At 74.2% G+C, this 23,182-nt stretch carries 20 protein-coding genes and 1 tRNA gene; 10 read left to right on the top strand and 11 right to left on the bottom strand.

From position 1 onward, the window contains the following. The first annotated feature begins 228 nt into the window (after window positions 1-228). On the top strand, window positions 229-1,347 hold the full coding sequence (locus tag ACWENR_RS06005; RefSeq protein ID WP_452275936.1) for an FG-GAP-like repeat-containing protein: 1,119 nt from the start codon (window positions 229-231) through the stop codon (window positions 1,345-1,347). 131 nt (window positions 1,348-1,478) lie between these two features. Continuing rightward, on the top strand, window positions 1,479-1,991 hold the full coding sequence (locus ACWENR_RS06000; RefSeq protein ID WP_452275935.1) for a hypothetical protein: 513 nt from the start codon (window positions 1,479-1,481) through the stop codon (window positions 1,989-1,991). A gap of 46 nt (window positions 1,992-2,037) precedes the next feature. Here ACWENR_RS06000 and ACWENR_RS05995 read toward each other — a convergent pair whose 3' ends face one another. Continuing rightward, window positions 2,038-3,636, bottom strand: coding sequence for a ricin-type beta-trefoil lectin domain protein (locus tag ACWENR_RS05995; protein ID WP_452275934.1), 1,599 nt, complete (start codon window positions 3,634-3,636; stop codon window positions 2,038-2,040). A 153-nt stretch (window positions 3,637-3,789) separates the two neighbouring features. After that, a complete protein-coding gene (locus ACWENR_RS05990) occupies window positions 3,790-6,078 on the bottom strand; it encodes a hypothetical protein (protein ID WP_452275933.1) in 2,289 nt (762 codons plus the stop codon). 122 nt (window positions 6,079-6,200) lie between these two features. On the opposite strand from ACWENR_RS05990, the gene ACWENR_RS05985 reads away from it, so the two are divergent. Further along, window positions 6,201-6,908, top strand: coding sequence for a glycosyltransferase family 2 protein (locus tag ACWENR_RS05985; RefSeq protein ID WP_452275941.1), 708 nt, complete (start codon window positions 6,201-6,203; stop codon window positions 6,906-6,908). Between the two features lie 166 nt (window positions 6,909-7,074). Here the strand turns inward: ACWENR_RS05985 and ACWENR_RS05980 are convergent, their stop codons facing one another. Together ACWENR_RS05980 and ACWENR_RS05975 are read right to left on the bottom strand one after the other, a co-directional pair. Beyond that, a complete protein-coding gene (locus tag ACWENR_RS05980; RefSeq protein WP_452275940.1) occupies window positions 7,075-7,977 on the bottom strand; it encodes a transketolase family protein in 903 nt (300 codons plus the stop codon). Then, entirely contained in the window at window positions 7,977-8,726 is a 750-nt protein-coding gene (locus ACWENR_RS05975) for a transketolase (protein ID WP_452275932.1), read from the bottom strand. The genes ACWENR_RS05980 and ACWENR_RS05975 overlap by 1 nt, the downstream gene beginning before the upstream one ends. 51 nt (window positions 8,727-8,777) lie before the next feature. On the opposite strand from ACWENR_RS05975, the gene soxR reads away from it, so the two are divergent. Continuing rightward, window positions 8,778-9,224: a redox-sensitive transcriptional activator SoxR gene (soxR, locus tag ACWENR_RS05970; RefSeq protein WP_452275931.1), complete on the top strand. Its 447-nt coding sequence runs from the start codon at window positions 8,778-8,780 to the stop codon at window positions 9,222-9,224. A 68-nt stretch (window positions 9,225-9,292) separates the two neighbouring features. Here soxR and ACWENR_RS05965 read toward each other — a convergent pair whose 3' ends face one another. Then, window positions 9,293-10,270 (bottom strand): NAD(P)H-quinone oxidoreductase, encoded by a 978-nt coding sequence (locus ACWENR_RS05965; protein ID WP_452275930.1) that lies wholly within the window; start codon window positions 10,268-10,270, stop codon window positions 9,293-9,295. 9 nt (window positions 10,271-10,279) lie between these two features. Then, the gene (locus tag ACWENR_RS05960) at window positions 10,280-10,819 is read right to left on the bottom strand and encodes an AAA family ATPase (RefSeq protein ID WP_452275929.1); all 540 of its coding nucleotides are present in this window, start codon (window positions 10,817-10,819) and stop codon (window positions 10,280-10,282) included. Window positions 10,820-10,917: 98 nt separating this feature from the next. Here ACWENR_RS05960 and ACWENR_RS05955 point away from each other — a divergent pair. Both ACWENR_RS05955 and ACWENR_RS05950 read left to right on the top strand, forming a co-directional pair. Beyond that, window positions 10,918-11,006: transfer RNA gene (locus ACWENR_RS05955), tRNA-Ser, on the top strand. 68 nt (window positions 11,007-11,074) lie between these two features. Next, a complete protein-coding gene (locus tag ACWENR_RS05950; protein ID WP_452275928.1) occupies window positions 11,075-11,974 on the top strand; it encodes a 2-hydroxyacid dehydrogenase in 900 nt (299 codons plus the stop codon). Window positions 11,975-12,330: 356 nt separating this feature from the next. Here ACWENR_RS05950 and ACWENR_RS05945 read toward each other — a convergent pair whose 3' ends face one another. After that, a complete protein-coding gene (locus ACWENR_RS05945; RefSeq protein ID WP_452275927.1) occupies window positions 12,331-13,038 on the bottom strand; it encodes a hypothetical protein in 708 nt (235 codons plus the stop codon). 143 nt (window positions 13,039-13,181) lie between these two features. Between ACWENR_RS05945 and ACWENR_RS05940 the strand changes: the two genes are divergently transcribed. Beyond that, entirely contained in the window at window positions 13,182-13,715 is a 534-nt protein-coding gene (locus ACWENR_RS05940; RefSeq protein ID WP_452275926.1) for a YbhB/YbcL family Raf kinase inhibitor-like protein, read from the top strand. A gap of 173 nt (window positions 13,716-13,888) precedes the next feature. Here ACWENR_RS05940 and ACWENR_RS05935 read toward each other — a convergent pair whose 3' ends face one another. Next, window positions 13,889-14,599 (bottom strand): class I SAM-dependent methyltransferase, encoded by a 711-nt coding sequence (locus ACWENR_RS05935; RefSeq protein WP_091100997.1) that lies wholly within the window; start codon window positions 14,597-14,599, stop codon window positions 13,889-13,891. Between the two features lie 210 nt (window positions 14,600-14,809). Between ACWENR_RS05935 and ACWENR_RS05930 the strand changes: the two genes are divergently transcribed. Beyond that, window positions 14,810-16,630, top strand: coding sequence for a hypothetical protein (locus ACWENR_RS05930; RefSeq protein ID WP_452275925.1), 1,821 nt, complete (start codon window positions 14,810-14,812; stop codon window positions 16,628-16,630). Between the two features lie 48 nt (window positions 16,631-16,678). Here the strand turns inward: ACWENR_RS05930 and ACWENR_RS05925 are convergent, their stop codons facing one another. Then, window positions 16,679-17,461, bottom strand: a complete 783-nt coding sequence (locus tag ACWENR_RS05925; RefSeq protein WP_452275939.1) for an IucA/IucC family C-terminal-domain containing protein — start codon at window positions 17,459-17,461, stop codon at window positions 16,679-16,681. A 294-nt stretch (window positions 17,462-17,755) separates the two neighbouring features. Between ACWENR_RS05925 and ACWENR_RS05920 the strand changes: the two genes are divergently transcribed. Then, complete coding sequence (locus ACWENR_RS05920; protein ID WP_452275924.1) at window positions 17,756-19,273, top strand: peptide deformylase; 1,518 nt, start codon at window positions 17,756-17,758, stop codon at window positions 19,271-19,273. A 225-nt stretch (window positions 19,274-19,498) separates the two neighbouring features. Here the strand turns inward: ACWENR_RS05920 and ACWENR_RS05915 are convergent, their stop codons facing one another. After that, complete coding sequence (locus ACWENR_RS05915) at window positions 19,499-20,617, bottom strand: globin domain-containing protein (RefSeq protein ID WP_452275923.1); 1,119 nt, start codon at window positions 20,615-20,617, stop codon at window positions 19,499-19,501. A 141-nt stretch (window positions 20,618-20,758) separates the two neighbouring features. On the opposite strand from ACWENR_RS05915, the gene ACWENR_RS05910 reads away from it, so the two are divergent. Next, window positions 20,759-21,529: a CPBP family intramembrane glutamic endopeptidase gene (locus tag ACWENR_RS05910; protein ID WP_452275922.1), complete on the top strand. Its 771-nt coding sequence runs from the start codon at window positions 20,759-20,761 to the stop codon at window positions 21,527-21,529. Window positions 21,530-21,627: 98 nt separating this feature from the next. Here the strand turns inward: ACWENR_RS05910 and ACWENR_RS05905 are convergent, their stop codons facing one another. After that, complete coding sequence (locus tag ACWENR_RS05905) at window positions 21,628-22,482, bottom strand: hypothetical protein (RefSeq protein ID WP_452275921.1); 855 nt, start codon at window positions 22,480-22,482, stop codon at window positions 21,628-21,630. Window positions 22,483-23,182: the final 700 nt, after the last annotated feature.

The following is a 23,182-nucleotide window of genomic DNA, read 5'->3' as shown; positions in this document are numbered from 1 at the left end:
TGCAGGGGCCACCAGGGAGACTTCGCCTAGTCTGGTCTATGGCGCCGCACTGCTAATGCGGTTGGGGTCTTAAAGCCCCTCCCGGGTTCGAATCCACAGCTTGGTCAGCGCCTCCCGGTTCGCCGCGCCGGTGGAGAGGAGTTCCTCGGCGAGCGCCTGCAGCTGGCCGGCGCCGCCGCGCGCGCCCGTGACCTGGGCCTGCCCCGGGAGAGCACCGTCTTCTACAACATGGAGAAATACCCGGCCGGCGACGCGGCCTGCTCGACGGCGGTGCAGACCTTCACCCACGCGTGGACCACGCGCCTGCACGACCACGGCTACTTCTCCGGGTTCTACACCGACGTGGCCTCCGCCGGCCTGGCGGACCAGGTCTCCGCGTACGGGCGGGCCGGCCACGGCAGGCCGGACTACCTGGACTTCGCCCGGTGGGACGGCGTGCGGACGGTGGCGGACGAGGCGCTGCCCGAGTCGTACTGGATGCCGAAGCAGCGGATGAAGCAGTACCAGGGCGACCACCACGAGACGTGGGGCGGCGTGACGATCAACATCGACAGCAACCACCTCGACGTCGCCCCGCTGCCGGCCGCCGGGTTCGGCGACTTCACCGGCAACGGCTGGTCTGACCTGGGCTACCGCGACCCGGCCACCGGCCTGCTGTACGTCTACGGCGGCAACGGCGTCGGCCTGAGCGGCCGGGTCTCGCTCGGCGCGGGCTGGAACGGCATGGACGCGATCGTGCGGGCCGGCAACTTCGACCGGTCCGGCGGCGAGGACCTGCTGGCCCGGGAGAAGTCGACCGGCTACCTGTGGTTCTACCCGGGCACGGGTTCCGGCGTGACCACCCGGGTCAAGGTCGGCGGCGGGTGGAACGGCATGCGCGAGATCACGCCGGTCGGGGACTGGAACCGCGACGGCTACCAGGACCTCGCCGCGGTGCAGAGCTCCACCGGCGAGCTCTGGCTCTATCCCGGCCGGGGCACCGGCTTCGGCAGCCGGGTGGCGCTCGGCGGCGCGGGGTGGAACGCGTTCGACGAGCTGACCGGCGGCGGCGACTTCACCGGCGACGGGCGCCCCGACGTGCTCGCCCGGGAGAAGAGCAGCGGTCGCCTCCACGTCTACCCGGGCGGCCCCGACGGCCTGCTGGGCGCCCGGATCGACGCGGGCGCCGGCTGGGGCGGGATGCGCGACCTCGTGCAGCTCGGCGACTTCGACCGCAACGGCCAGCCGGACCTGGCGGCGGTGCAGCAGTCGACCGGCAACGTGCTGGGCTACCGCTGGACCGGCGGCGCCTGGCTCAGCCCCACCCGGCTGGGCAGCGGGTTCGGCGCGATGCAGCCGCTGCTCTGAGCCGTACGACCGGGCCCGCCGCGCCGGGGCGGGCCCGGTCGGTCGGACAGGCGGTGCGACGCGCGGGCGTGGAAGTTCTGCAATTTGCACGTGACCCGCGTCACTCCGGGACGGCCCTCGTTGGGCAGGGCATGGACGTCTTCTCCCGAACGTTCCTTCCGGCCGCAGCCGAGGCCGGCGTGGCGGTGCAGACCGCCAGCCGGCACATGCCCGTCTTCCGCCGCTGCGTCGGCTCCGGCGACGCCACCATCCTGGTCACCCGGTGCAGCCGGCCCGACCGCCCGATGGCGGGCGAATACCTGCTCCTGCTGACCCACCGGCGGCTGGTCGTCACCCAGCAGACCCGGGTCCTGCACCGGCTGCGCCTGCACCTCAACACCGAGCTGCGCGAACTCAGCAACGTGACGTGGAGCCCCGACCCGCGCCTGCACTCGGTCGAGCTGGCCGCCACGGCGATCGACGGGATCCGCGAGCGGTTCCTCGTCCACACCCGGCACCCGAAGCAGGTCTGGCAGCTCGACGCGCTGCTCAACCACGCCTTCCGCACCCGGCTGCGGACGCCCCGGGAACGGCTCGTCGCCACCATCGGCGAGGCCCCGGTGGTGGCGCGACCCACCGCGTTCCGCCCCGCCGTCGTGCGCTGAGGCGGGCGGCCGGCCCCCGTCGGAGCCGGCCGCCCGCCCCGGGCGCTCAGTACACCCGGTAGCCGATGAAGTCGTCGTGACCGTAGCCGACCGGGTTGGCGAAGTTGCGCGACTCGAACGACCACTGCTGGCGGGTGCTGGTCGAGCAGGCCGCCAGCCGCAGCCGGGGGCTGCCGCTCGCCGGGCTGTCGAACGCCAGGCAGAGGTTGGTGTTGCCGGCCGCCTTGAGCTGGCTGCCGGCCAGCACGAACTTCTGGTTCGCGCCGCCGTGGCAGTCGTAGATGTTGACCGCCGTGCCGGCGCTCAGCGTGCCGCCGGAGACGTCCAGGCAGCGGTCGTGGGACAGCTCGGAGTGCAGCGACTGCCGGGCCGGGTCGTACCAGAAGCCCTGGTTGCGCCCGCCGTGGCAGCCGTACGACTGCTGTGGTGTGCCGTTGCGTGAGTCGTAGCCCTTGCCGTCCACGCAGGTGCCGGTGGCGGCGTTGCGGAGCTGCTTGAACTCGAACAGGCCCGGGTAGAGCACGCCGTTACCGGTGCTGGCCGGGTCGACGCAGGTGGCGCGCTGCTGCCCGGAGTTCCAGAACTGGGTGACGCACTGGGCGAACATGCCGTGCCCGCGGTAGTTCGGGTGGAACGACTGCCGCGCCGCGTTCTCGTCCCAGACGCCGATCTCGATGTGCAGGCCGCGCACGGCGGTGCTGTCGGTGCACACCTCGTGGCCCTGGAACAGCCGGCTGGCGTCGAGGTAGCGGGTGCCGGTGTTGGCGGCCGCCGCCCGCAGCGCCGACTCGAACATCGGCACCGCCTTGTTCCGGGCGAACGCCGCGTCGGCCAGGTAGAGCAGGCAGCCGCCCGCGTACCAGCCCGGGAAGTTCGGGTTGTCCTCCACGTCCGGGCTGCCCGGGCTGGGGTACGACATGAAGACCAGCTCGTAGTCCGACCGCAGGTAGCCGGCGTCGGTCATGGTCCGCCGGATGTCGTTGAGCGCGTCCTCGACCGCGCGCCGGCTGCCGTCGGTGCGGACCGTCCACTGGTCGGTGTAGGTCGGGTAGCAGGGGCCCTGGAGGAAGACCCGGCTGACGGCGCAGTCGGTGGCGACCGGGCCGAACTGGATCGTGCCGTCGCCGTTGGCGCCGACCACCACCCAGATCAGCCTGATGTGCGTGTTGCGCGCCTTGATCGCGAGGTGGTCGCCCTGGTTCAGCTCGTTGTGCTGGGTGGGTCCGCCCCGCACCAGGTTCCACGGGGTCGCCCCGGAGCAGGCGATGTTGTACTTCTCGTCGGCGGGGATCCCGGTGCGGAAGACCGCCTGGTCGTACGAGCGGTCGCACCAGTTGCCGGGTTGGTGGGTGCCGGGGACGTAGTTGCCCACCCCCTCGCCCGAGATCTGGCTGTCGCCCATGGTGATCAGGGCGGTACGGCGCTGTTCGATGGGTTTGACGGCGGGCGTGCCGTAGAGGGCGGTGGCCTCGGCGGCGCGGATCGCCTCCAGGTTGGCCGGGAGCGGCTGGATGGCGGGACGGTCGGCCGCGGTGGCGGGGGCGGCCGTTCCGGCGAGCATCGGCAGGACGAGAGCGGCGGCGGCGACGACGCTGAGGAGCCGTCGTCGGGTCGCGCGTTCGCGCCTGGCAGAGGAACCAAGCATCGACGCACTCCTTTCGGCTCGATCGCGGGACGTCGATCGAGTTACCAGAAGGTAGCCCCGGCTTCGAAGGATGTGAATGCGTCTCGTAATTGTTGCGCGCGGAATGCAGAACCGCGCGATCCGGGCAAGCCGGACCGCGTCGGGGCCGGCGCGTCAGCGCGCGGGTGGCAGGGCGTAGCCCACGTAGCCCCGGAACTCGACGCGCCAGCCGGCCGGCACCAGCCGCTCGCACGCCGGCCGGTCGCCGGTGCAGACGATCGCGTCCACGGTCGCCGGGTCGGCCGGCGGGCGGTCGGGCAGCACGGACTGGAGCGCCACCAGCTCCGGCGGACGGCCGTCCGGGTCGCGCAGCAGCAGCCACCAGGGGTACTCCCAGTTGTCGTTCTGCTGCACCAGGCCGATCCGGCGGGCGTCCGCCGCGCGGACCGCGTCCGCCGCCCAGCGGAACTCCTCCGCCCACTGCGGACGCCGCAGGAACCGGGTCTCCCAGTCCGAGGTCGTGAAGACCGAGCCCGCGCCGACCAGCCGGCGCGGGAAGCCGTACGACACCGCCAGCACCCCGGCCAGCGCGCAGGTGGCCAGCACGGTCACCGCGAGCCCGGCCGCCACCGACCGGCGGCCCGCCGCGCCGCCGTCGCGCGCGGCCGCCCGGCGGCGGAACAGCGCGTCGAGCCAGAGCCCCGCCAGCGGTACGGCCAGCGCCAGCGCGTAGAGCAGCAGGCGGTTGCCCCACGGCTGCCACTTGACCATGGCGGTGTGCAGCAGCACGGCCGCCACCACGACCACCGCGTACGCGCGCAGCGGCCCCGCCTGCGCCGGGCTGACCCGGCCGGGGCGGGTCAGCGCGACCACCGCCCCGATCAGCGCGAGCGCCCCGGCCAGCGGGAAGGCCACCCGGTCCTCGTCCGGATACCAGGACGGCACCGGGAACCGCTCCCGCCCGAAGGTGATGGCCCGGTCCTGGGGATCCACCCCGACCAGCTCGGCGCCGGCGACGATCGCCCCGGCGCCCGCGCGGCGCACCGGCGCGAACGGGGTGTCGAACGCCGTGTGCGCGATCCGCAGCGCGTTGACCAGCACCGAGGGCGGGTCGTGCCGCTCCATCGGGACGGACTCGCGCAGCCGGGGCGGGCCGAGCGGGTGGCCGAACTCGGCGGTCACCCGGGCCAGGAACGGGCCGACCACCACCGCCGCCACCAGCAGGATCAGCACCGACCCGGTCACCGTCCGGGCCACCTGGGCCCGCGCCCGCCCGCCGCCCGGCCCCGAACCGTCGATCCCCCGCGCCGATCCGTCGGCCCCCGGCATCGATCCGCCGGTCCCGGGCATCGACCCGTCCGCTGTCGGCGCCGATCCGTCCGCTGTCGGCGCCGACCCGTCCGCTGTCGGCGCGGCGCCGGCGCGCGCCAGCCGGAGCTGGGCGAGTCCCCAGAGCACCAGCAGCGGCCCGACCGCCATCAGCCCGTTGGTCTTGGTCACCGCGGTCAGCCCGGTGGCCGCCCCCAGGCCGAGCAACGTCCCGATCCCCGTACGTCGGCGCAGCCCGTCCAGCGCCAGCGTGGCCGCGCAGGCAACCCAGGCGGCGCAGACCAGGTCGGTCTGGGTGCTGGTCGCCTGGAGCGCCACCATCGGCGTGGTGGCGAGCACGAACGCGGTCAGCAACTGGGCCCGGCGGCCCCCGCCCAGCTGGGCGGTGATCCGGGTCGCCGCCAGCAGGACGCCGATCCCGGCGGCCCACTGCACCAGGTGGTGCAGCGCGTCGCCGCCGGTGAAGAGGCGCAGGTGCAGCAGCAGGTACTCGGCGCCGGGCGGGATGGTCACCTGCCGGTGGATGGCCGTGGGCCAGAAGCCGAGGTGCCCCTGGGTGACCCAGTGCTCCACCTTCGGCAGGTGGTAGGTCTGCGAGTCGAAGTTGTTCGGCTCGGCCAGCAGGGCGATCAGCAGCTCGACCAGGAGCAGCCCGCCGGTCGCGCCGGCGAGCAGCCGCTCGCCCCGCCCCGCCGTACGCCAGGCGTCGGCCAGGCGGGCCGACCAGCGGGGGCGGCGGGCGGCGCCCACGCCCGGCGGGTCGGCCGCCGGCTCCGGCGCCGGCGTGGCGGTGGCCGGGCCGGTGGCCGCGCCCACCAGGGCGCGCCGCGGCGCGGCGACGGCCTCTGCCGCCCGCCCGGCGGCGGCGTCCCGGCGGCGGCGCAGGCCGGCGGCCGCAGCCGAGGCGGCGAGGAAGGACAGCCAGGCGACGGCGAATGCCGGCAGGGTGAGCAGCCGCAGCGCGCCCAGCACCTCCACGGTGAGCACCGCGAACACGCCCGTGACCAGAGCCGCCCGGACCAGCGTGAGACGCAGGGGCGCCACGGTCCCGGTGGCGAGCGGCCGGAGGGCGACGGTGAGCAGTCCGATCGCGGCGACGGGGGCCAGGACGAGCGGGTAGCCGGAAGCCGACATGGCGGAAGTAAACACCATCTTCCTGGGGCCGCCACGGCCGCTGCCCGTGGTGCTGGGCACCGCGCCGCTGACCAGCCAGGCTAGGCTAGGGCCGACTCACTGTCGCCACCGTGGAGATTCCCGTGAAGCTCTCGATCCTCATGCCGGTCTACAACGAGGAAGAACGCATCGCGGATGCTCTCAAGCAGGCATTGGCGGTCGACTACCCCTGCGAGATCGAGCTGGTCGTGGTCGACGACGGCAGCCGGGACGGCACCGGTGAGGTCCTCGGCCGGGCCGACGACGCGCGCCTGCGGGTCATCACCCACCAGCGCAACGCCGGCAAGGGCGCGGCCATCAAGACGGCGGTCGACAACGCCGAGGGCGACTACATGGTCATCCTCGACGCCGACCTGGAGTACGACCCGCAGGACATCCCCAGGCTGCTCGACCCGGTGCTCGACGGCCGGGCCACGGTCGTCTACGGCAACCGCACCTTCGGCAGCCACAGCGCCTACAGCTTCTGGTACGTGATGGGCAACAAGGGCGTCACGATGGCCGCGAACGTGCTGTTCAACTCCTACATCGGCGACCTGGAGACCTGCTTCAAGCTGATGCCGGTGGAGCTCTACCGCTCGCTCGACGTCCGCTCGCGCGGCTTCGGCATGGAGGCGGAGGTGACCGGCAAGCTGCTGCGCCGCCGGATCCGCCCCTACGAGGTGCCGATCAGCTACCGCGCGCGGGGCCGCGAGGAGGGCAAGAAGATCACCTGGAAGGACGGCGTCGAGGCGCTCTGGATCCTCGGCCGCGAGCGCACCCGCCGCCGCCCCCTCGGCGCCGCGACGCGCTGACCGCCGCCCGCCCCGCCTGACCGCCCGGCTCGGTGAGGGTCCCCACCGGGGGAGCCGCCTGATCCGTCGCCGGCCGTCCTGGGCACCGTCCCTCCGGGCCGGCGGCCCTGTGGCCCGGCGGGCCGGCGGGCCGGCGGGACCGGGGACTCCCCGCGTGGCCGGTCGCTCAGCGGCCCGCCGGCGCGAACGCCGGCGTCAGGAAGTCGTCCACCGAACGGCGCAGCCCGGCGGCGTCCAGGCCGTGCCAGCGGGTGTGGTCCTCGGCAGAGCCGTAGCGGCGCAGCTCCTCGCGGCCCACCCCGAGGGCCAGCAGCCGGTGCGGCCGGTCGGCCAGCGCCGCCGACACCACCCGCGCCGAAGTGCCGGCCAGGTACGGCTCGACCAGGATCACCTCGGTGCCGGCCAGCGCCCGCAGTCCCGCGGTGTCGAACGGCCGGGGCCGGTGGGTGTACGCCACCGTGACGCCGAGGTCGGCCACCGCGGCCAGCGCCGCGTCCAGCACCGGGCCGACCGCGACCAGCAGCGGCGCGCCCGGCCCCGCGTCGCGGAGCACCCGCAGCGTGCCGTCGCCGCCGTACGGGCGGTCGTTGTGCTGCGTCGAGAGCCGCAGGTACGCCGAACCGTCGGCGGCCACCGCGTCGCGCAGCAGCGTCGAAACCTCGTCGGGGTGGCCCGGGACGTGCACGGTCCAGCCGTGCAGGCTGTCGACCAGCGAGACGTCGGCCGGCGAGAGGTGGGTGCGCCCGGCCGCGGCCCGGTCGTAGGACGCGCCGATGCTGACCAGCACCGCCGTCACGCCCTGATGGTCCAGGTCGAGCTTGAGCTGCTCGTACGCGCGCTCGACCAGGAACGGGGCGTAGGTGTGCACGATCGGCCGGAGCCCGGTCAGGGCGAGCCCGCCGGCCACGCCCACCATCAGTTGCTCCCGGATGCCGACGTTGAGCACCCGGTCCGGGTGCCGGCGCGCGGCGGGATCGAACGCGGTGGCGGAGATGTCGGCCAGCACCAGCGCCGTACGCGGATCCTCCCCCAGCAGCGCGGTGGTGGTGTCGACGAAACGCTCCCGCATCATGACTGCTCCCCCTGGTCGACGACCGCGACGACGACGTGCGGCCGGTGGTTGTCCTGCCCGGTCAGGGCGGTGTGCAGGGCATCGTGGTCGTGCCCGTCGACAGTGGTCGCGGTCCAGCCGTTGACGGTGAACCGGGCCGCCGCGCCGCCCGGCCAGCCGTGCGTGGCGGAGCCGTTGTCGACCACGATCGCGGTGAGGTTGGCCAACCCGGCCGCGCCCGCGTACGCGATCGCCTCGTGGTTGGAGCCCTCGTCCAGTTCCGCGTCGCCGAGCAGCACGAAGACCCGCGGCGTGAGCAGGCCCTGGGCGCGCAGCCCGAGCACGGTGCCCACGCCGAGCCCGAGCCCGTGGCCGAGCGAGCCGGAGCCGATCTCCACCCCAGGCACCAGCACCCGGTCGGGGTGGTCGCCGAGCCGGCTGTCGGGCCCGCCCTGGTCGTCCAGCCAGTCGGCGGGGACGAAGCCCTTGGCGGCGAGCACCGCGTAGTAGCCGGCGACGGCGTGGCCCTTGGAGAGCAGGAAGCGGTCGCGCACCGGGTCGTCGACGGTCTCCGGGGTGACCCGCAGGATCCGGTCGTAGAGCACCCAGAGCACGTCGACCGTGGAGCGGACGTTCGGGCCGAACTCGCGGCCCGCGCGGACCCGCTCGTACAGGGGCGCGACGGGTGCCGGGAGGGGTGGCGTGGTCGGTTCGCCGGGTGGCGCGGTCTCGGCCAGCCGACCCGCGCTGGCGGTGATCGTGGTCATGTCGATAGCCTGCGAGTTGAAGCCAACTTCAAGTCAAGTCAAGGCGACGCGATGCACGAATCTCTGACCATCGGCCAACTCTCCGCCCGCAGCGGGGTGGCCCCCTCGGCGCTGCGCTACTACGAGCGGCTCGGGCTGATCCGGGCCGAGCGGACGGGCGGCAACCAGCGCCGGTACGCCCGCACCGAACTGCGCCGGGTCGCGTTCGTCCGGATCTCCCAGCAGGTCGGCATCTCGCTGGACGAGATCCGGGAGGCGCTGGAGTCGCTCCCGTCCTCCCGTACGCCCACCTCGGAGGACTGGGCGCGGCTCTCCGCCGCGTGGCGGGAGCGCCTGACCGAGAAGATCCGGCTGATGACCAAGCTGCGCGACGACCTCGACGGCTGCATCGGCTGCGGCTGCCTGTCGCTGCGGCGCTGCACCCTCTACAACCCGGAGGACTCGCTAGCCGGCGAGGGCCCCGGGGCCCGCCTGTTCCTCCCGCGCCCGGCCGCCTGAGCCGGCGCCGGCCGACCCGTGAGCCGGGGCCGTCCCCGTCGCCGGGGTGTCGCGGGGCGGGCCGGGCGTCAGCCGAGGGTGAGCAGCACCTTGCCGAAATGGTCGTTCGACTCGACCAGCCGGTGCGCCTGGGCCGCCTCGGCGATCGGCAGCCGGCGGTCCACGACCGGCCGGACCCGGCCCGCCTCCACCAGCGGCCACACCTGCTCGCGGACGCCCCGGACGATCTCCGCCTTCTGCCCGGTCGGCCGGGACCGCAGCGCCGTGGCCGCGAGCGTGCCCCGCTTGGCCAGCAGCGCGCCCAGGTCCAGCTCGCCCTTGCGACCGCCCTGCATGCCGATCACCACCAGCCGCCCGTCGGCGGCCAGCGCCGCCACGTTCCGGGACAGGTAGGAGGCGCCCATGATGTCGAGGACGACGTCGGCGCCCCGCCCGTCGGTGACCCGCCGGACCTCCTCGACGAAATCCTGCTCCCGGTAGTCGATCGTGTGCGCCGCGCCCAGCTCGCGCAGCCGCTCGTGCTTGGCCGCCCGGGCGGTCACCACCACCGTGGCGCCGAGCGCGACCCCGAGCTGCACCGCGAACGTGCCGATCCCGCTGCCGCCGCCGTGCACCAGCAGCGTCTCGCCCTCGGCGAGCCGGGCCAGCCACACCACGTTCGACCAGACGGTGCACGCCACCTCCGGCAGCGCCGCCGCGTCGACCAGGTCGACCCCCGCCGGCACCGGCAGCAACTGCCCGGCCGGCACGGCCACCCGCTCCGCGTAGCCGCCGCCGGCCAGCAGGGCGCAGACCTCCTGGCCGACCTCCCAGCCGGTCACCCCGGGACCGATCGCGCCGATCACCCCGGAGCACTCCAGACCGGGGTACGCGGGCGCGCCCGGCGGCGGCGGGTAGTGCCCCTGCCGTTGCAGCAGGTCGGCCCGGTTGACCGCGGTGGCCCGCACGTCGACGACCACCTCGCCGGGACCGGGCTCGGGATCGGGCACCTCGCTCCAGACCAGTGCGTCGGGTCCACCGGGCTCCGGGATCGTCATCGCGCGCATGACCTGTGTCTACCCCACCCGCCCGTCGGTCCACGCCCGGGCCAGGATCTCGTCCACCGTCTGCGCCGGTGTCTGCGCGGAGGTGTCCAGCCAGAGCCCCAGCCGGGGCGTCTCGGCGCGGAACGTCGCGTCGAGGTCGGCGACCGGCCAGCCGCCGTAGCCGGTCTTGTCCCGGGCCTCCTCGCGGACGGCGACGGCCTCTGCGCTGGGGGCGAGCACGACCACCGCCAGCGGCCGGTGCCGGATCCGGTCGACCATGGCCGGCAGGTCGGCGCCGAGGACGACGTCCTGGAGCACCACCGTGAAGCCGGCGGCCGCGTAGCCGTCCGCCGCCGACGCGGCGAGGTCGTAGCGCAGCCGCAACTGCCGCCACGCCTCCTCCGACGGCTCGGCGCTCATCTCCTCCCGGCCGCTCACCACCATCCGCCGGAAGACGTCCCCGCGCAGGTGCACGGACCGGGGCAGTCGCCGGGCCAACGCCTCGGCCACAGTGGACTTCCCGGCGGCCATGATGCCGGTGATCAGGACGACGGACGGGGCCTCCCACATGCCGTCGATCCTGCCAGCTCGGGTGCCGTGCCCGCTCGCCCGGTCGGCCGCCGTGGCAGACTAGGGACGGCCGCGTACCCCCTGTGGGGCGCGGCCCGGGAGGGTTCGCCTAGTGGCCGATGGCGCTGGTCTTGAAAACCGGTAAGGGCAGCGATGTCCTTCGTGGGTTCGAATCCCACACCCTCCGCCGATGAACAGCAAATTCGGTCACGTTCTCACTCGCAGCCCGCCTGCCGGAGGTGCATGATCGTCTGCGTGCGCTACCTGATCCCTCACCCCGACGCGTTGGCCGAGCTCGACGACCTGGACGTCGGCCTGTACGACGGCAGCCAGCCCCCGCCCGAGGACCTGGCCGACGTCGAGTTCTACGCGGTCCCGTACGGCGTCGTCGACCCGCGCCTCTGCGAGCCGATCGTCCGGATGCCCCGGCTGAGGGTGGTGCAGACCGTGACCGCCGGCTACGACCACGTCCTGCCGTACCTGCGGCCCGGCCTGACGCTGGCCAACGGTCGGGGCGTCCACGACGCGGCGACCGCCGAACTGGCCGTGGCGCTGACCCTCGCCGCCCGGCGCCGGCTGCCGGACTTCGTCCGGGCGGCCGACGAGGGCCGCTGGGCGTCGGGCTGGTCGCCCGGGCTGGCCGACGCCCGGGTGCTGATCGTCGGGTACGGCTCGATCGGTGCCGCGATCGAGCGCCGCCTCGCGGGCTTCGAGGTGGAGATCACCCGGGTGGCCCGCAGCGCCCGTCCCGGCGTACGGCCGGTCTCCGAACTTCCCGAGCTGCTGCCACGGGCGGACGTGGTCATCCTGTCCATGCCGTTGACCCCGGAGACCGAGGGCCTGGTCGACCGGGACTTCCTCGCCCGGATGGCCGACGGCGCCCTGCTGGTGAACGTGGCGCGGGGGCGCGTGGTGGACACCGGCGCGCTGCTCGCCGAGCTCGGGGCGGGCCGGCTGCACGCCGCCCTGGACGTCACCGACCCCGAACCGCTGCCCGCCGGCCACCCGCTGTGGTCCGCGCCGAACGTCCTGGTCAGCCCGCACGTCGGGGGCCTGACCGCCGCGCTGTCGCCGCGGGCCCGCCGGCTGCTGGTCGACCAGGTCCGGCGGTACGCGGCGGGCGAACCGCTCGCGAACGTCGTCGTCGGCCCGTAACCCGGATCCGAACCCTCGGCGGACGGCCCGAGGTTCCGCCGGTGAGCGGTGCTCGCCCCGGCGGGCGGCGCGTCCCCTCGGTGGGCGGTGCTCGCCCCTGCGGGCGGCGCGTCTCCTCGGTGGGCGGTGCTCGCCCCTGTGGGCGGCATGTCCCCTCGGTGGGCGGTGCTCGCTCCGGCGGGCGGCGCGTCTCCCCGGTGGGCGGTGCTCGCCCCTGTGGGCGGCATGTCCCCTCGGTGGGCGGTGCTCGCCCCTGCGAGCGGCACGTCTCCCCGTGGGCGGTGCTCGCCCCGCCGGGCGGCGCGACGTCCCCTCGGTCAGCCGGGTGCCTGGCCGAGGGGCGTCGTGGCGTCCGGTCAGTAGTCCAGCAGGAGGGGCTGGCGGTGGTGCAGCGCGGTCTCGGCGAGGTGGAGCATCACCGCGAGGCCGAACCGGGCGACCTCCGTCACCGTCGGGTCGTCGCCCGGCAGCCCGCGCCGCAGCTCGGCCGGGTCGTGCCCGGCGAGGACGCCGGCGCGTTCGTCCAGCAGGCGCAGCTCCGCGACCAGCCGGGCGACCGAAGCCATCGGGGTCGGCTCACCCGCCGGTCGGGACGCCTCGAACACGAGCGGATCGTCGTCGAGCGGCAACCACCACTCGACCCCCGACAGCAGGCTGAGGTAGCGCTCGGGCTGCGCCGCCGCCGCCTGGTAGGCGGGAGCGTCGGCGAACCCGCGCGGGTCGTCCTTCCTGTCCCAGGGGCTCGGGCGCAGGTCCGGTTGCTCGTCGTACGCGGCGAGCAGCAGGACGGCGCCGAACCCGTCCCAGTCGGGCTTGTCGGTCCAGTACGGCCGGGTCGGGTCGTCCGGCCAGTCCACCGGGCCGCCGAGGGCCTCGCCGAGCCACTGCTGCCACCCGCGTACGACGTCCTGGACCACGTCCGGGTCGGTCTCTCCGTCCTCCTCCTCGTGCGCCCGCACGATGCGCACGTCGTAGCCCTCCTGCGCACCGATCTGCTGGGTGATGGTCAGCCAGTCGCCGAGGTGGTAGCGGGTCAGCGGCCCGACGTAGAGATCAAGTCCCATGGGGAGGCATTCTGTCCCATCAACGCGCCCGTCTCGACCCCGTTCGACCTCGTCGGGCACCGGGCTTCCGGTTCGATCGCGGGCGTCGGCGGGGTAAGAAGGTGAGTCAAGGACAACAGCACCAACCGGAAGGACCAGTCTCGATGACCCTGGAACGACCGATCGCCCCCGACCCGTACGAGCTGCTGCCGACCGTGTCGGCGTTCACCCTGACCAGCGACGACGTGCAGAACGGCGAGCCGATGGACGCCGCGCACGCCCACGGCAGCGTCGGGGGCGGTAACGTCTCGCCGCAGCTCGCCTGGTCCGGCTTCCCGGCCGAGACCAAGGGCTTCGTGGTGACCTGCTTCGACCCGGACGCGCCGACGGGCAGCGGCTTCTGGCACTGGGTCGTGGTCAACGTGCCGGCGAGCGTGACGGAACTGCCGCGCGGGGCGGGCTCGGCGGACCTCGGCGGCGGCTTCACGGTCCGCAACGACTACGGCGACCAGGGCTACGGCGGGGCCGCACCGCCGGCCGGCGACCGCCCGCACCGCTACGTCTTCGCGGTGCACGCCATCGACGTGGAGCGCCTCGACGTCACCCCCGACGCGACCCCCGCCGTCGTCGGCTTCAACCTCGCCTTCCACACCCTGGCCCGCGCCGTGATCCGCCCCACCTACCAAATCAACCACTAACCCCCAACCCCACCCCTCGCCCCTCCCCGCCCCCGCCCACCCGCTCCCGCGATCTTGCACTTGCTGCCCCGACAGAAGGGGCGAAAGCCGCGTAACGAGGGCCGAAAGTGCAAGATCGCGGGCGGGGTGGGGGCGTGGGGACGCGGGTGGGGGCGCGGGTGGGGTGGGGTGGGTTAGGAGGGGACTCGGGCGACGGCGAAGACGGACTGGCCGAACGGGGGGCGGACGCGCTGCTCGGCGGCCTTGGTGGCGGGGAGCACGAGGGTGTCGTAGACCTTCACCATCGGGCCCTCCTTCGGCATCAGCCGGAAGACCTTGGTGGCCATGAAGTAGCCGATCAGGCCGAGCGCGTTCGCGTAGTGGATCTTCTCCACCGTCAGGCCGGCGGCGGTCATCGCGTCGGCCAGGGTCTTCTTGGTGTAGCGGCGCACGTGGCCGGTGGCGATGTCCGCCGGGCTCATCGCGAACTGGAACGCCGGCACGATGATGATGACGTTGCCGCCGGGCCGGACCAGGTCGCGCATGCTGCGCAGCGCGCCCACGTGGTCCTCGATGTGCTCCAGCACGTTGTACGACACCGCGGCACTGTAGTCGCCCCGCTCGGAGTGCGGCAGGAGCATCTGGCGGACCTCGATGCGGGGCTCGTCGGCCAGCCGCTCCTTGAGGGAGACGAGCCGGTCGGGGTCGGCCTCGGTGGCGGTGAACCGGGGCAGCCGCTCCGCCCACTCCAGCGCGTAGTCGCCGAGCCCGCTGCCGATCTCGATCGGATTGTCACCGAGGTACGGCACGGCCAGCTCGACGAACCAGCGTCGGTGGTTGACCGCTGTCGCGAGGCCCTCCAGGACCTCGGACTGCACGCGCTGATCCCCAGTGATTTCTGCCATGCGTCGATTCCTCACGATATGACTCGACCCGCGCCTGGACCGACAGAGTGAATCATCCGCGCTGACGGCAGAAGAATCGGGGCACCTGGGTGGCCGAATTGCGGTCGGGGGTGGGCACGTGATCGGCGGTCGGCGAACCCGGCACATGGTACGGCAGTACCCCGAAACATGTCACGGCGGCGCTAGCGGCTGACTACTCTACGAATCGTCATGACTACTCCCGAATCGGGTCCCCCCGCCGGCGCGTCCGCACGCGGGGCGGCGGAGGGCGGTCCCGACCGGGGATTATGGCGGTGGAGCGGCCGGTGGGCGGACGCCGCCGCGGTGGCGAGCTTCGCCGCGCTCGGCTTCTGGGTGACCGCGCGGCTCTGGCTGCGCCCCTCGCACGGCGTGCGGGACAACCGCACGGACCAGTCCCAGTTCGAGTGGATGATGGCGCACGGCGCGCGCGTCGTGACCGATTTCGCCTATCCCTTCACGTCGGACCGGATGAACGTGCCGGACAGCGTCAATCTGATGGCGAATACGTCCGTATTATCCGTATCGCTGCCAATGACGCCCGTCACCCTGCTGTTCGGCACCCGGGCGTCCTTTCTGCTCTTTCTCACCCTCGGCATGATCGCCACGGCGACAGCCTGGTACTTCCTGCTCTCGCGGGTGGTCGTCGGCTCGCGAGGGCCGGCCTGGCTCGGCGCGGCGTTCTGCGCGTACGCGCCGGCGATGGTCTCGCACGCCAACGCCCATCCCAACATCGTCTCGCAGTTCGTGGTGCCCCTGATCATCTGGCGCACGCTGCGGCTCGGCGATCCGGGCCGCTGGCTGCGCAACGGGGTGCTGCTGGCGCTGGTGATCGTCTGGCAGGCCTTCATCAACCTCGAGGTGCTGCTGATGACCGCGATCGGGCTGGGCGTGGTCGTCGGGGCGCTCGCCCTCGGCCGGCCCGAGCTGCGCCGCCGGGCGCGGCCGTTCCTCGCCGGGCTGGGCACGGCCGCCGTGGTGGCATTGGTCCTGCTGGCGTACCCGCTCTACGTGCAGTTCTTCGGGCCGGGCGCGTACAACGGGCTGTCCTGGCTGATCCGCGGCTACTCCACGGACCTCGCCTCGTTCGTGGCGTACTCCCGGGAGTCCCTCGCCGGGGACGCGCGCACCGCGCAGGGGCTGGCGAAGAACCCGACCGAGGAGAACGCCTTCTTCGGCTGGCCGCTGGTGGTGCTCGTCGTCGCCCTGGTCTGGTGGCTGCGCCGGCACGTCGTGGTACGCGGGCTGGCCGTCCTCGCGCTGCTCTTCGGCCTGCTCTCGCTCGGGCGGGAGGTCCAGCTGAACGGCAGGGGGACCGGCGTCCCCGGCCCCTGGGCGGCGCTGGAGGGCCTGCCGGTCCTGCACTCGGTGGTGCCGACCCGGTGGGCGCTGGCGATCACCCCGATCGTCGGGGTGCTGCTCGCCTACGGGGCGGAACACGTGCGCGTGCTGGCCGCCCGGCACCCGGGGGCCCGCCCGCAGATCCGCTTCGCCGCCGCCACGGTGGCCGCCATGGCGCTGCTGCCGATCCTGCCGACGCCGCTGCCCACCACCCGGCTCGACGCCGTTCCCGCCTTCGTCACCTCCGGCGCCTGGCGGCCGTACGTGGCCGGCGGGCGGAGCATCGTGACCCTGCCGCTGCCGGACACCCACTACGCCGATCCGCTGCGCTGGTCGGCGCGGACCGGGCTGGAGATGCCCATCGCCCGGGGCTACTTCCTGGGCCCGGACACCCGTCCCGGGCGGGACCGGGTCGCCCTGTTCTCCGCCCCGCCCCGGCCGACCAGCGAGTTCTTCGCCGAGATCCGGCGCAGCGGCGCGGTGCCGCCGATCACCCCGCAGGCGCGGGTCGACGCGGTGGGGGACCTGCGGCACTGGCGGGCGGGCGCGGTCGTGCTCGGGCCGCACCGGCACGCCGACGCGCTGCGGCGGGGGATGACGGAGCTGACCGGCATCCGGCCCACGTACACCGGCGGGGTCTGGCTCTGGGACGTCCGCACGCTCACCGACTGAGCGCGCCCCCGACGACGTCGACCTGGGGCCGCGCGGGCCGGCGGGTGGTCAGGGCTGGCGGACGCAGCAGCCCTGGCAGACCTTGGGCTTGGGGAGGGTGAACGCGAGGCAGCAGGTGCGCCGCTGCACGGTGGGCTCGCCCGCCGGGCCCGGCACCAGCTCCACCAGGTCGGCGAGGTCGAGCGCGCCGAGCAGCGTCTCGATCGTCTCGACCGACGAGCCGGGCAGGCCGTCGGCAGCCCGGAGGATGCCGTGGGCGATGCCGGAGGCCACCGACCCGAGCAGGGTGCGCGCGCCGATGCGCACCTCGGCCTGGATCGCCGCGATCATCGGCGCCAGGTGGGCGTCGAGCAGCGAGCCGCGCAGCACCCGGAGCAGTTCGGCCTCGTCGGCGACGACCCGCACCTCGGGCGGCCCGGAGAGCGCCAGCGGGTCGCCGGGCAGCACCGCGACCGTGGTCGAGCGCCGCAGGCCCATGGTGAGCAGCGGGCGGTGGTCCTCGAAGTGGATCAGGACGTCGGCCGGGTCGAGCAGGGGCACCCGCCGGGCGGAGGCCCAGCCGAGCACGACGGGCAGCGCCGTCCAGTAGCTGTAGGACTTCCAGGCCAGCGCGGCGCAGGCGTGCGGCGTGCCGCCCCAGCGCAGGGTCGCCGAGTGCAGGAACTCCGGCAGTCGGGTGCCGTCGACCAGGGTGGCGGCGGTGCTCCAGCCGAACTCGTCGGCCACCAGCAGGCCGGGCGCGAGGCCGGGCACGTCGTCGGTGCCGAACATCCCGCGCAGGGCGGCGGTGACCGGCGCCAGCGGCGCGGCGGCGATCTGGCGCCCCGGCATCACCGCTGTCATCCGACTCATCTCCCGTCCGAAGCGCCTCAACTGAGCTAAGGCTACCCTAACCCCAGCGCAGGGGCCGAGGGAAGCCCGACCCCTGTCGGATACCCGAGGTGCGGGTCACCGCCCGGGCCGCTCCGCCGGCGTGCGGGGGACTACCCGAGGGGCGGGGCGGGAAACGTCGCCAGTATCGACAACTGTCGCTTCCCGTCAAGATTCGTGTCGGCAAGACGGCACTTGCCGTGTGTGCGCGGGCACAGAACGTGAAACTTGATACTCCCGGCCACGAGGAAGCTGATGACGACCTCACCGCTCGATCGGGCTGCCGACTCCTTCGCCGCCGAGCTCGCCCGGCACCGCACGGGACGGGGGCTGTCCAAGAAGCAGCTCGCCACCCTGATGGGGTTCGATCCGTCGTACGTCAGCCACGTCGAGGGGCGGCGGCACCGCCCCACCGAGGACTTCGCCCGCCGCGCCGAGGCCGTGCTGGAGGCCAGCGGCGCGATCTGGCAGCGCTTCAAGGAGTACGACGAGCTGCGCCACGCCCGCGCCGAACGGGCCCACCGGGAGCCGCCCCTGCCCGGGCAGTGGATGCCGCCCGGCACGGGGCTCATCGTCGAGCGGGAACTCGCCACCCTCACCCACCTCGACGACGCCTACCGCTGCGTCATCCGGCGGGAGCTCTACAACGCCGGCACCGAGCCGGTCACCCGCTACCTCGTCCGGGTCGCCGTCGACCGCTACCCCAACGACCCGGGGCGGTCCAACCGGCACCACCGGGAGCACCCGCTCACCTTCGCCGAGCTGCGGCTGCGGGCCTACCGCGAGGACGGCGGCGAACGGGAGGCCATGCACTGGCGGGCCAAGCACGACCGGGACGCCTTCAAGGAGATCTGGCTGCTCTTCGAGAACGGCGACCGGCGCTTCCCGCTCTATCCCGGCGACCGGGCCACCATCGAGTACGCGTACTGCGTCGGGCACGACAAGTGGGGCCCCTGGTTCCAGCGGGCCGTCCGGCTGCCCACCCGGCAGATGGCCGTACGCCTGGACCTCCCGGCGGCCCTCGACCCGCAGGTGTGGGGCGCGGAGACCTCGCTCTCGGCGGAGGAGGGCCCCCTGCGCACGCCCGTGCACCGGCGCGACGACGGCGACCGGGTGCTCTTCGACTGGGCGACCGACGACCCGCCGCTCAACGCGCGCTACCGGTTGCAGTGGCGGTTCCGGGCCCGGCCGGACGCCGAGCCGGAGGAGACCGGGCGGGTCCGGCCCAGCGACCGGATGCGCGGCCTCGGCATCGTGCAGCGCGGCGCCGACCTGCTCCGCCAGCCGGCGCGCCCGTTCGAGCTGCCCCGGGAGGAGCAGGCGGCCCGGGAGGTGGTCGACCGCCTCTCCGCCGCCCTCGGCCGCCTCGACGAGCTGCACCCGTTCAGCAAGGGCGTGGGCATCGCCGCCCCGCAGCTCGGCCTCGGCCGGGCCGTGGCGGTGGTCCGGCCCCCGGACCGCTCGGCCGAACCGGTCGTGCTGCTCAACCCCCGGGTGGTCGACACCTCGCCGGACACCGACGAGCAGTACGAGGGCTGCCTCTCCTTCTTCGACCACCGTGGGCTGGTGCCCCGGCCGCTTCGGATCGACGTCGAGCACGCCCAGTACGACGGCAGCCGCATCATCACCTCGTTCGAGTTCGGCATGGCCCGGCTCGTCGCGCACGAGATCGACCACCTGGAGGGGCGGCTCTACGTGGACCGGATGGCGCCGGGCGTGCCGCTGGTGCCCGTCGAGGAATACCGCGAGACCGGCCACCCCTGGCGCTACTGACCCGGCCGGCGGCCCGCCGTCGACCCCCTCCCGGGCCCGACCACGTCCCGCCCGGGTGGAAGGACGGGGTCGACTCCCGTCCGGGCCCGACCACGTCCGCCCGGGTGGGAAGGACGGCCGGGCGGACGTGGTCGGGCGGGGCGGTGCCGGTCCGCCCGACGGGGACCGGGGCGCGTGCCCCAGGGGGCAGGGGCACGCGCCCCGGTATGGGGGGAGGAACGCTTCCTAGAGGTTGCCGAAGGTGTCGTAGCGGGTGTTCTGCGGCGGGACGTCGTCCTCGGCGAGGACGCGCAGGGTGGCCCGGACCATCCGGGCCGAACCCGAGACGTAGCAGTCGTGCGTCGTCCACGGCCCGTACCGGCTGACCACGTCGGAGATGTCGCCCAGCTCGCCGTCGAAGTCCGGGTCCTCGCTGCACGCGGGGGTGACCGACAGCCACGGGTGCGCCGCCACCAGCTCCTGGAGCCCGGCCAGGCCGTAGAGGTCCGCCGCGGTGCGGGCGCCGTAGAAGACGTGCACCCAGCGGGTCCGGTTGTAGGTCGCCAGCTCCTCCACCAGCGCCTTGATCGGGGCGAGCCCGACGCCGCCCGCCACGCACAGGACGTCCCGCTCCGAGGAACGGTCCAGCGTCATCGACCCCATCGGCGCCGCCACCCGGAGCAGGTCGCCCGGCTTCACCCGGCGCACCAGCGCCCCCGAGACCCAGCCCGCGCCCGGCGGCGTACGGACGTGGAACTCCAGCACGTTGTCGTCGTTCGGGGCGTTGGCCACCGAGTAGGTGCGCCACACCCGGGGATGGTGGCGGGGCACCTCGACGCTGACGTACTGGCCGGCCCGCCACGGCAGCGGATGCTGCAACGCGCGGCAGGTCAGCACCGCCGTGTCCGCGCCGTACCGCTCGTGGGTCAGCACCTCCGCGTGCCAGAACGGCGGGTTGTCGTCGGCCGCCGCCCCGGCCAGCATCTTCTCCGAGATCGCCGCGTACGCGTCCCGCCACGCCTGGTCGTACTCGAGGTTCCAGCCGTCGCCGGCGGTGCTGCGCAGCGCGTCCAGCAGCGCGACGCCCATCGTCTCGTAGTGCGCCGCCTCGACGTGGTACTTCCGGTGGTCCCGACCCAACGATCGCAGGTACTCGTCGAAGCTCTCCGGGTCGCCCACCGTCTGGCTGGCGGTGACGATCGCCTCCAGGATCCGGTCGCCCTGCCCGGTCATCTGCACCGGGAAGAGCTTGCGCAGCTCGGGGTCGAGCAGGAAGAGCCGGGCGTAGAAGTGACCGCTCAGCCGCTCCCGGTGCTCCTCGACCAGGGTCCAGCTCTCCTTCAGCAGCCGTGCGAAGTCGTCCACGAGCGCTCCTTCTCCTGACGGCGGATCGGGCGTCCATAGAATGTCCACGGAGCGTGCACGGTGGTCGCACAGAATGTGCGATCGGCACGTGAGGTCCACTCGTCGCTGCCGCCGACCGGCGACGTCGGGCAGAGTGGTGCGGTGACCGTTGAGCTGGACCGCCCGGCGACCCGCCGGATGCTCGGCACCGAGACGCTGCTGGTGCTCGGCCTCTCCCTGGGCCAGTCCGCCGTCTACGCGGCGGTGTCGATCGTCGCCAAGCTGACCGCCGACGGGCCGCTGTCGAAGCAGACCGCCTCGCTCAACACCTCCGTGTCGCCCCGGCCGTGGCTCGACCTCACGTACCAGCTGCTCGGGATCGCCTTCGCGCTGCTGCCGGTGCTGCTCGCCGTACACCTGCTGGCGCGCGACCCCGGCCACCCGGCGCGGACCCTCGGCCTGGACGCCCGGCGGCCCGGCCAGGACCTGGCCCGCGGCGCCGGCCTGGCCGCGCTGATCGGCCTGCCCGGCCTGGCGCTGTTCTGGGCGGCGGCGCAGCTCGGCGTCAACGCCACGCTGGTGCCGGCCGCGCTGCCCGAGCTCTGGTGGACGGTGCCGGTGCTGATCCTGGCCGCCGTGCAGAACTCGGTGGTGGAGGAGGTGATCGTGGTCGGTTACCTGGTCACCCGGCTACGCCAGCTCGGGTGGCGGCTCGGCGCGGTCGTCGCGACGAGCGCCGTCCTGCGCGGGTCGTACCACCTCTACCAGGGCTTCGGCGCCTTCGTCGGCAACGTGGTGATGGGCGTCGTGTTCAGCCTGTTCTACCTGCGCACCCGCCGCGTCATGCCGCTGATCGTCGCGCACACGCTGCTCGACGTGTGCGCCTTCGTCGGCTACGCCCTGCTGCCCAGGGAGTGGTTCGACTGGCTGTGAGCCCGCCCCGCCTCTCGTCTGCTCCTCGGTAGATCTTGGCGAGAATTGGCCCCTCCAGGGGCCGTTTCCTGCCAAGATCTACCGGCGTCCGGTGCTTCTCACCCGGCTTGCCGCCGCCGGTAGGCGGTGATCGCGCGGGCGGCGAGCCGCTCGGCAGCCGCCGCATCGCCGGCCGCCGCCGCGAGCGCCGCCACGCCCGGCAACAGCCGGGACGCGGCTCGCAGCGCCAGCCAGCCAGCGGCCTGGGCCGTCAACGGCGCGGCCAGCCGCCACGCGGCCTCCGCCGCCCGCGGCCACGGCGCCTCACCCGGCCCGTCCGCCGCCCGGGCCGCCGCCAGCGCCGCCCGCGCGCTCTCCGGGCCCGGGTGCACCCGGGTCAGCACCAGCAACTCCGCCGCCCGGTCCGGATGGGCGGGATCCCGACCGTACGCCGCCGCCAGATGCAGCACCAGGTTGGCCTGGGTCCAGAGCACCGCCGCCAGCTCGGCCACCGGCGCGAACAACCCCGCCAGCGCGGCCGTCGCCCCGCCCGCCCCCGCCTGCCGCACGAACCGCCGCGTCGCGAGCCGGGCCAGCCCGTCGGCACTCGCATCCGGGTACGCGTCGCGCAGTCGCTGCGCCCAGTCGCGGGCGCCCGGCCCGATCGCCTCGACAGCTGCCAGGGCCAGCAGCTCCGGAGCGAACCCGGGGTGGTCGAGCACCCGCCGGCCGATCTCCCGCAGGGACGATTCCGGCGTACGGGTCAACGGGCCTCTCCTGATTCCCGTGTCCGTGCCCGCGCCTGTGCTCGGGGCGGCGGTGGTCGCCTCGGCAGCGGCGGTCTTCCTCACCGGCGTCGGCGGCGTCGGGTCGGCCTCCCGAGCGGGGGCGGTGGTTCCGGCGGCGGCCCTCGTCGCGACGGCCTTCTTCGCCGGAGCTTTCTTCGCGGGGGCCTTCTTGTCCGCCGTTTTCACGAGGGCTGCTTCTGCTGGGGCCTTCTTGGCCGGAGCTTTCTTCGCGGGCGCCTTCTTCGCGGGAGCGTCCGGCGTCGGGTCCGTCGTGGCCGGGGCCTTCTTCGCGGGAGCGTCCGGCATCGGTTCCGTCGTGACCGGGGCCGCCGATCGCCCGTCAGCTGCACCCGGCGCCCGCTTCCTCGGCGAACTGGCCGTGGCATCGCCGTTCCCGGCTCCGGCCGTGTCCGGCCTCACTTCGGCCGGCGCCGTGCGCGGGCCGTCGCCGGTGGGGGCGGATTCCGCGTCGCTTCTGTGTGCAGCGTCACTCTCCGCGTTTGCGTCCGCTCGACCGGCTTCGCGACCGGGGGGCGGAGGGGCCGCCCGGTCGGCCTGGCGGGGAAGCGGCGGGTCGGCCGAGGGCGGCTGGAAGAGCACCGCCGGAGCCGGCTTCGCCCGCCGGGGGCGCTTCTCCGAGTCCTCCGCCCGCCGGGGACGCTCGCCGCCGTCCTCCGCTCGGCCGGGCGGTTCCGGGGACGCCGGCGGCGGGGTGAATGTCGCCTTCGGGGAGCGTCGCCGCGCTCCCTCAGCAGGCTCTCGGCGGGTCGGCTCGCGCGGCGGCTGCTCCTGCATATCGATGAAGCGTAGTCCCGATGACGTTCGCGCACAGCCGGGAAACACGAGGCCGGAGAGGGCGCGGGCCGCGCCCCGGGTGCCCCGGCCC

The sequence above is a fragment of the Micromonospora sp. NPDC004336 genome (assembly GCF_053602615.1).
The sequence above is the reverse complement of the archived record's forward strand: the minus strand, read 5'-3'. Positions and strand labels throughout refer to the sequence as shown.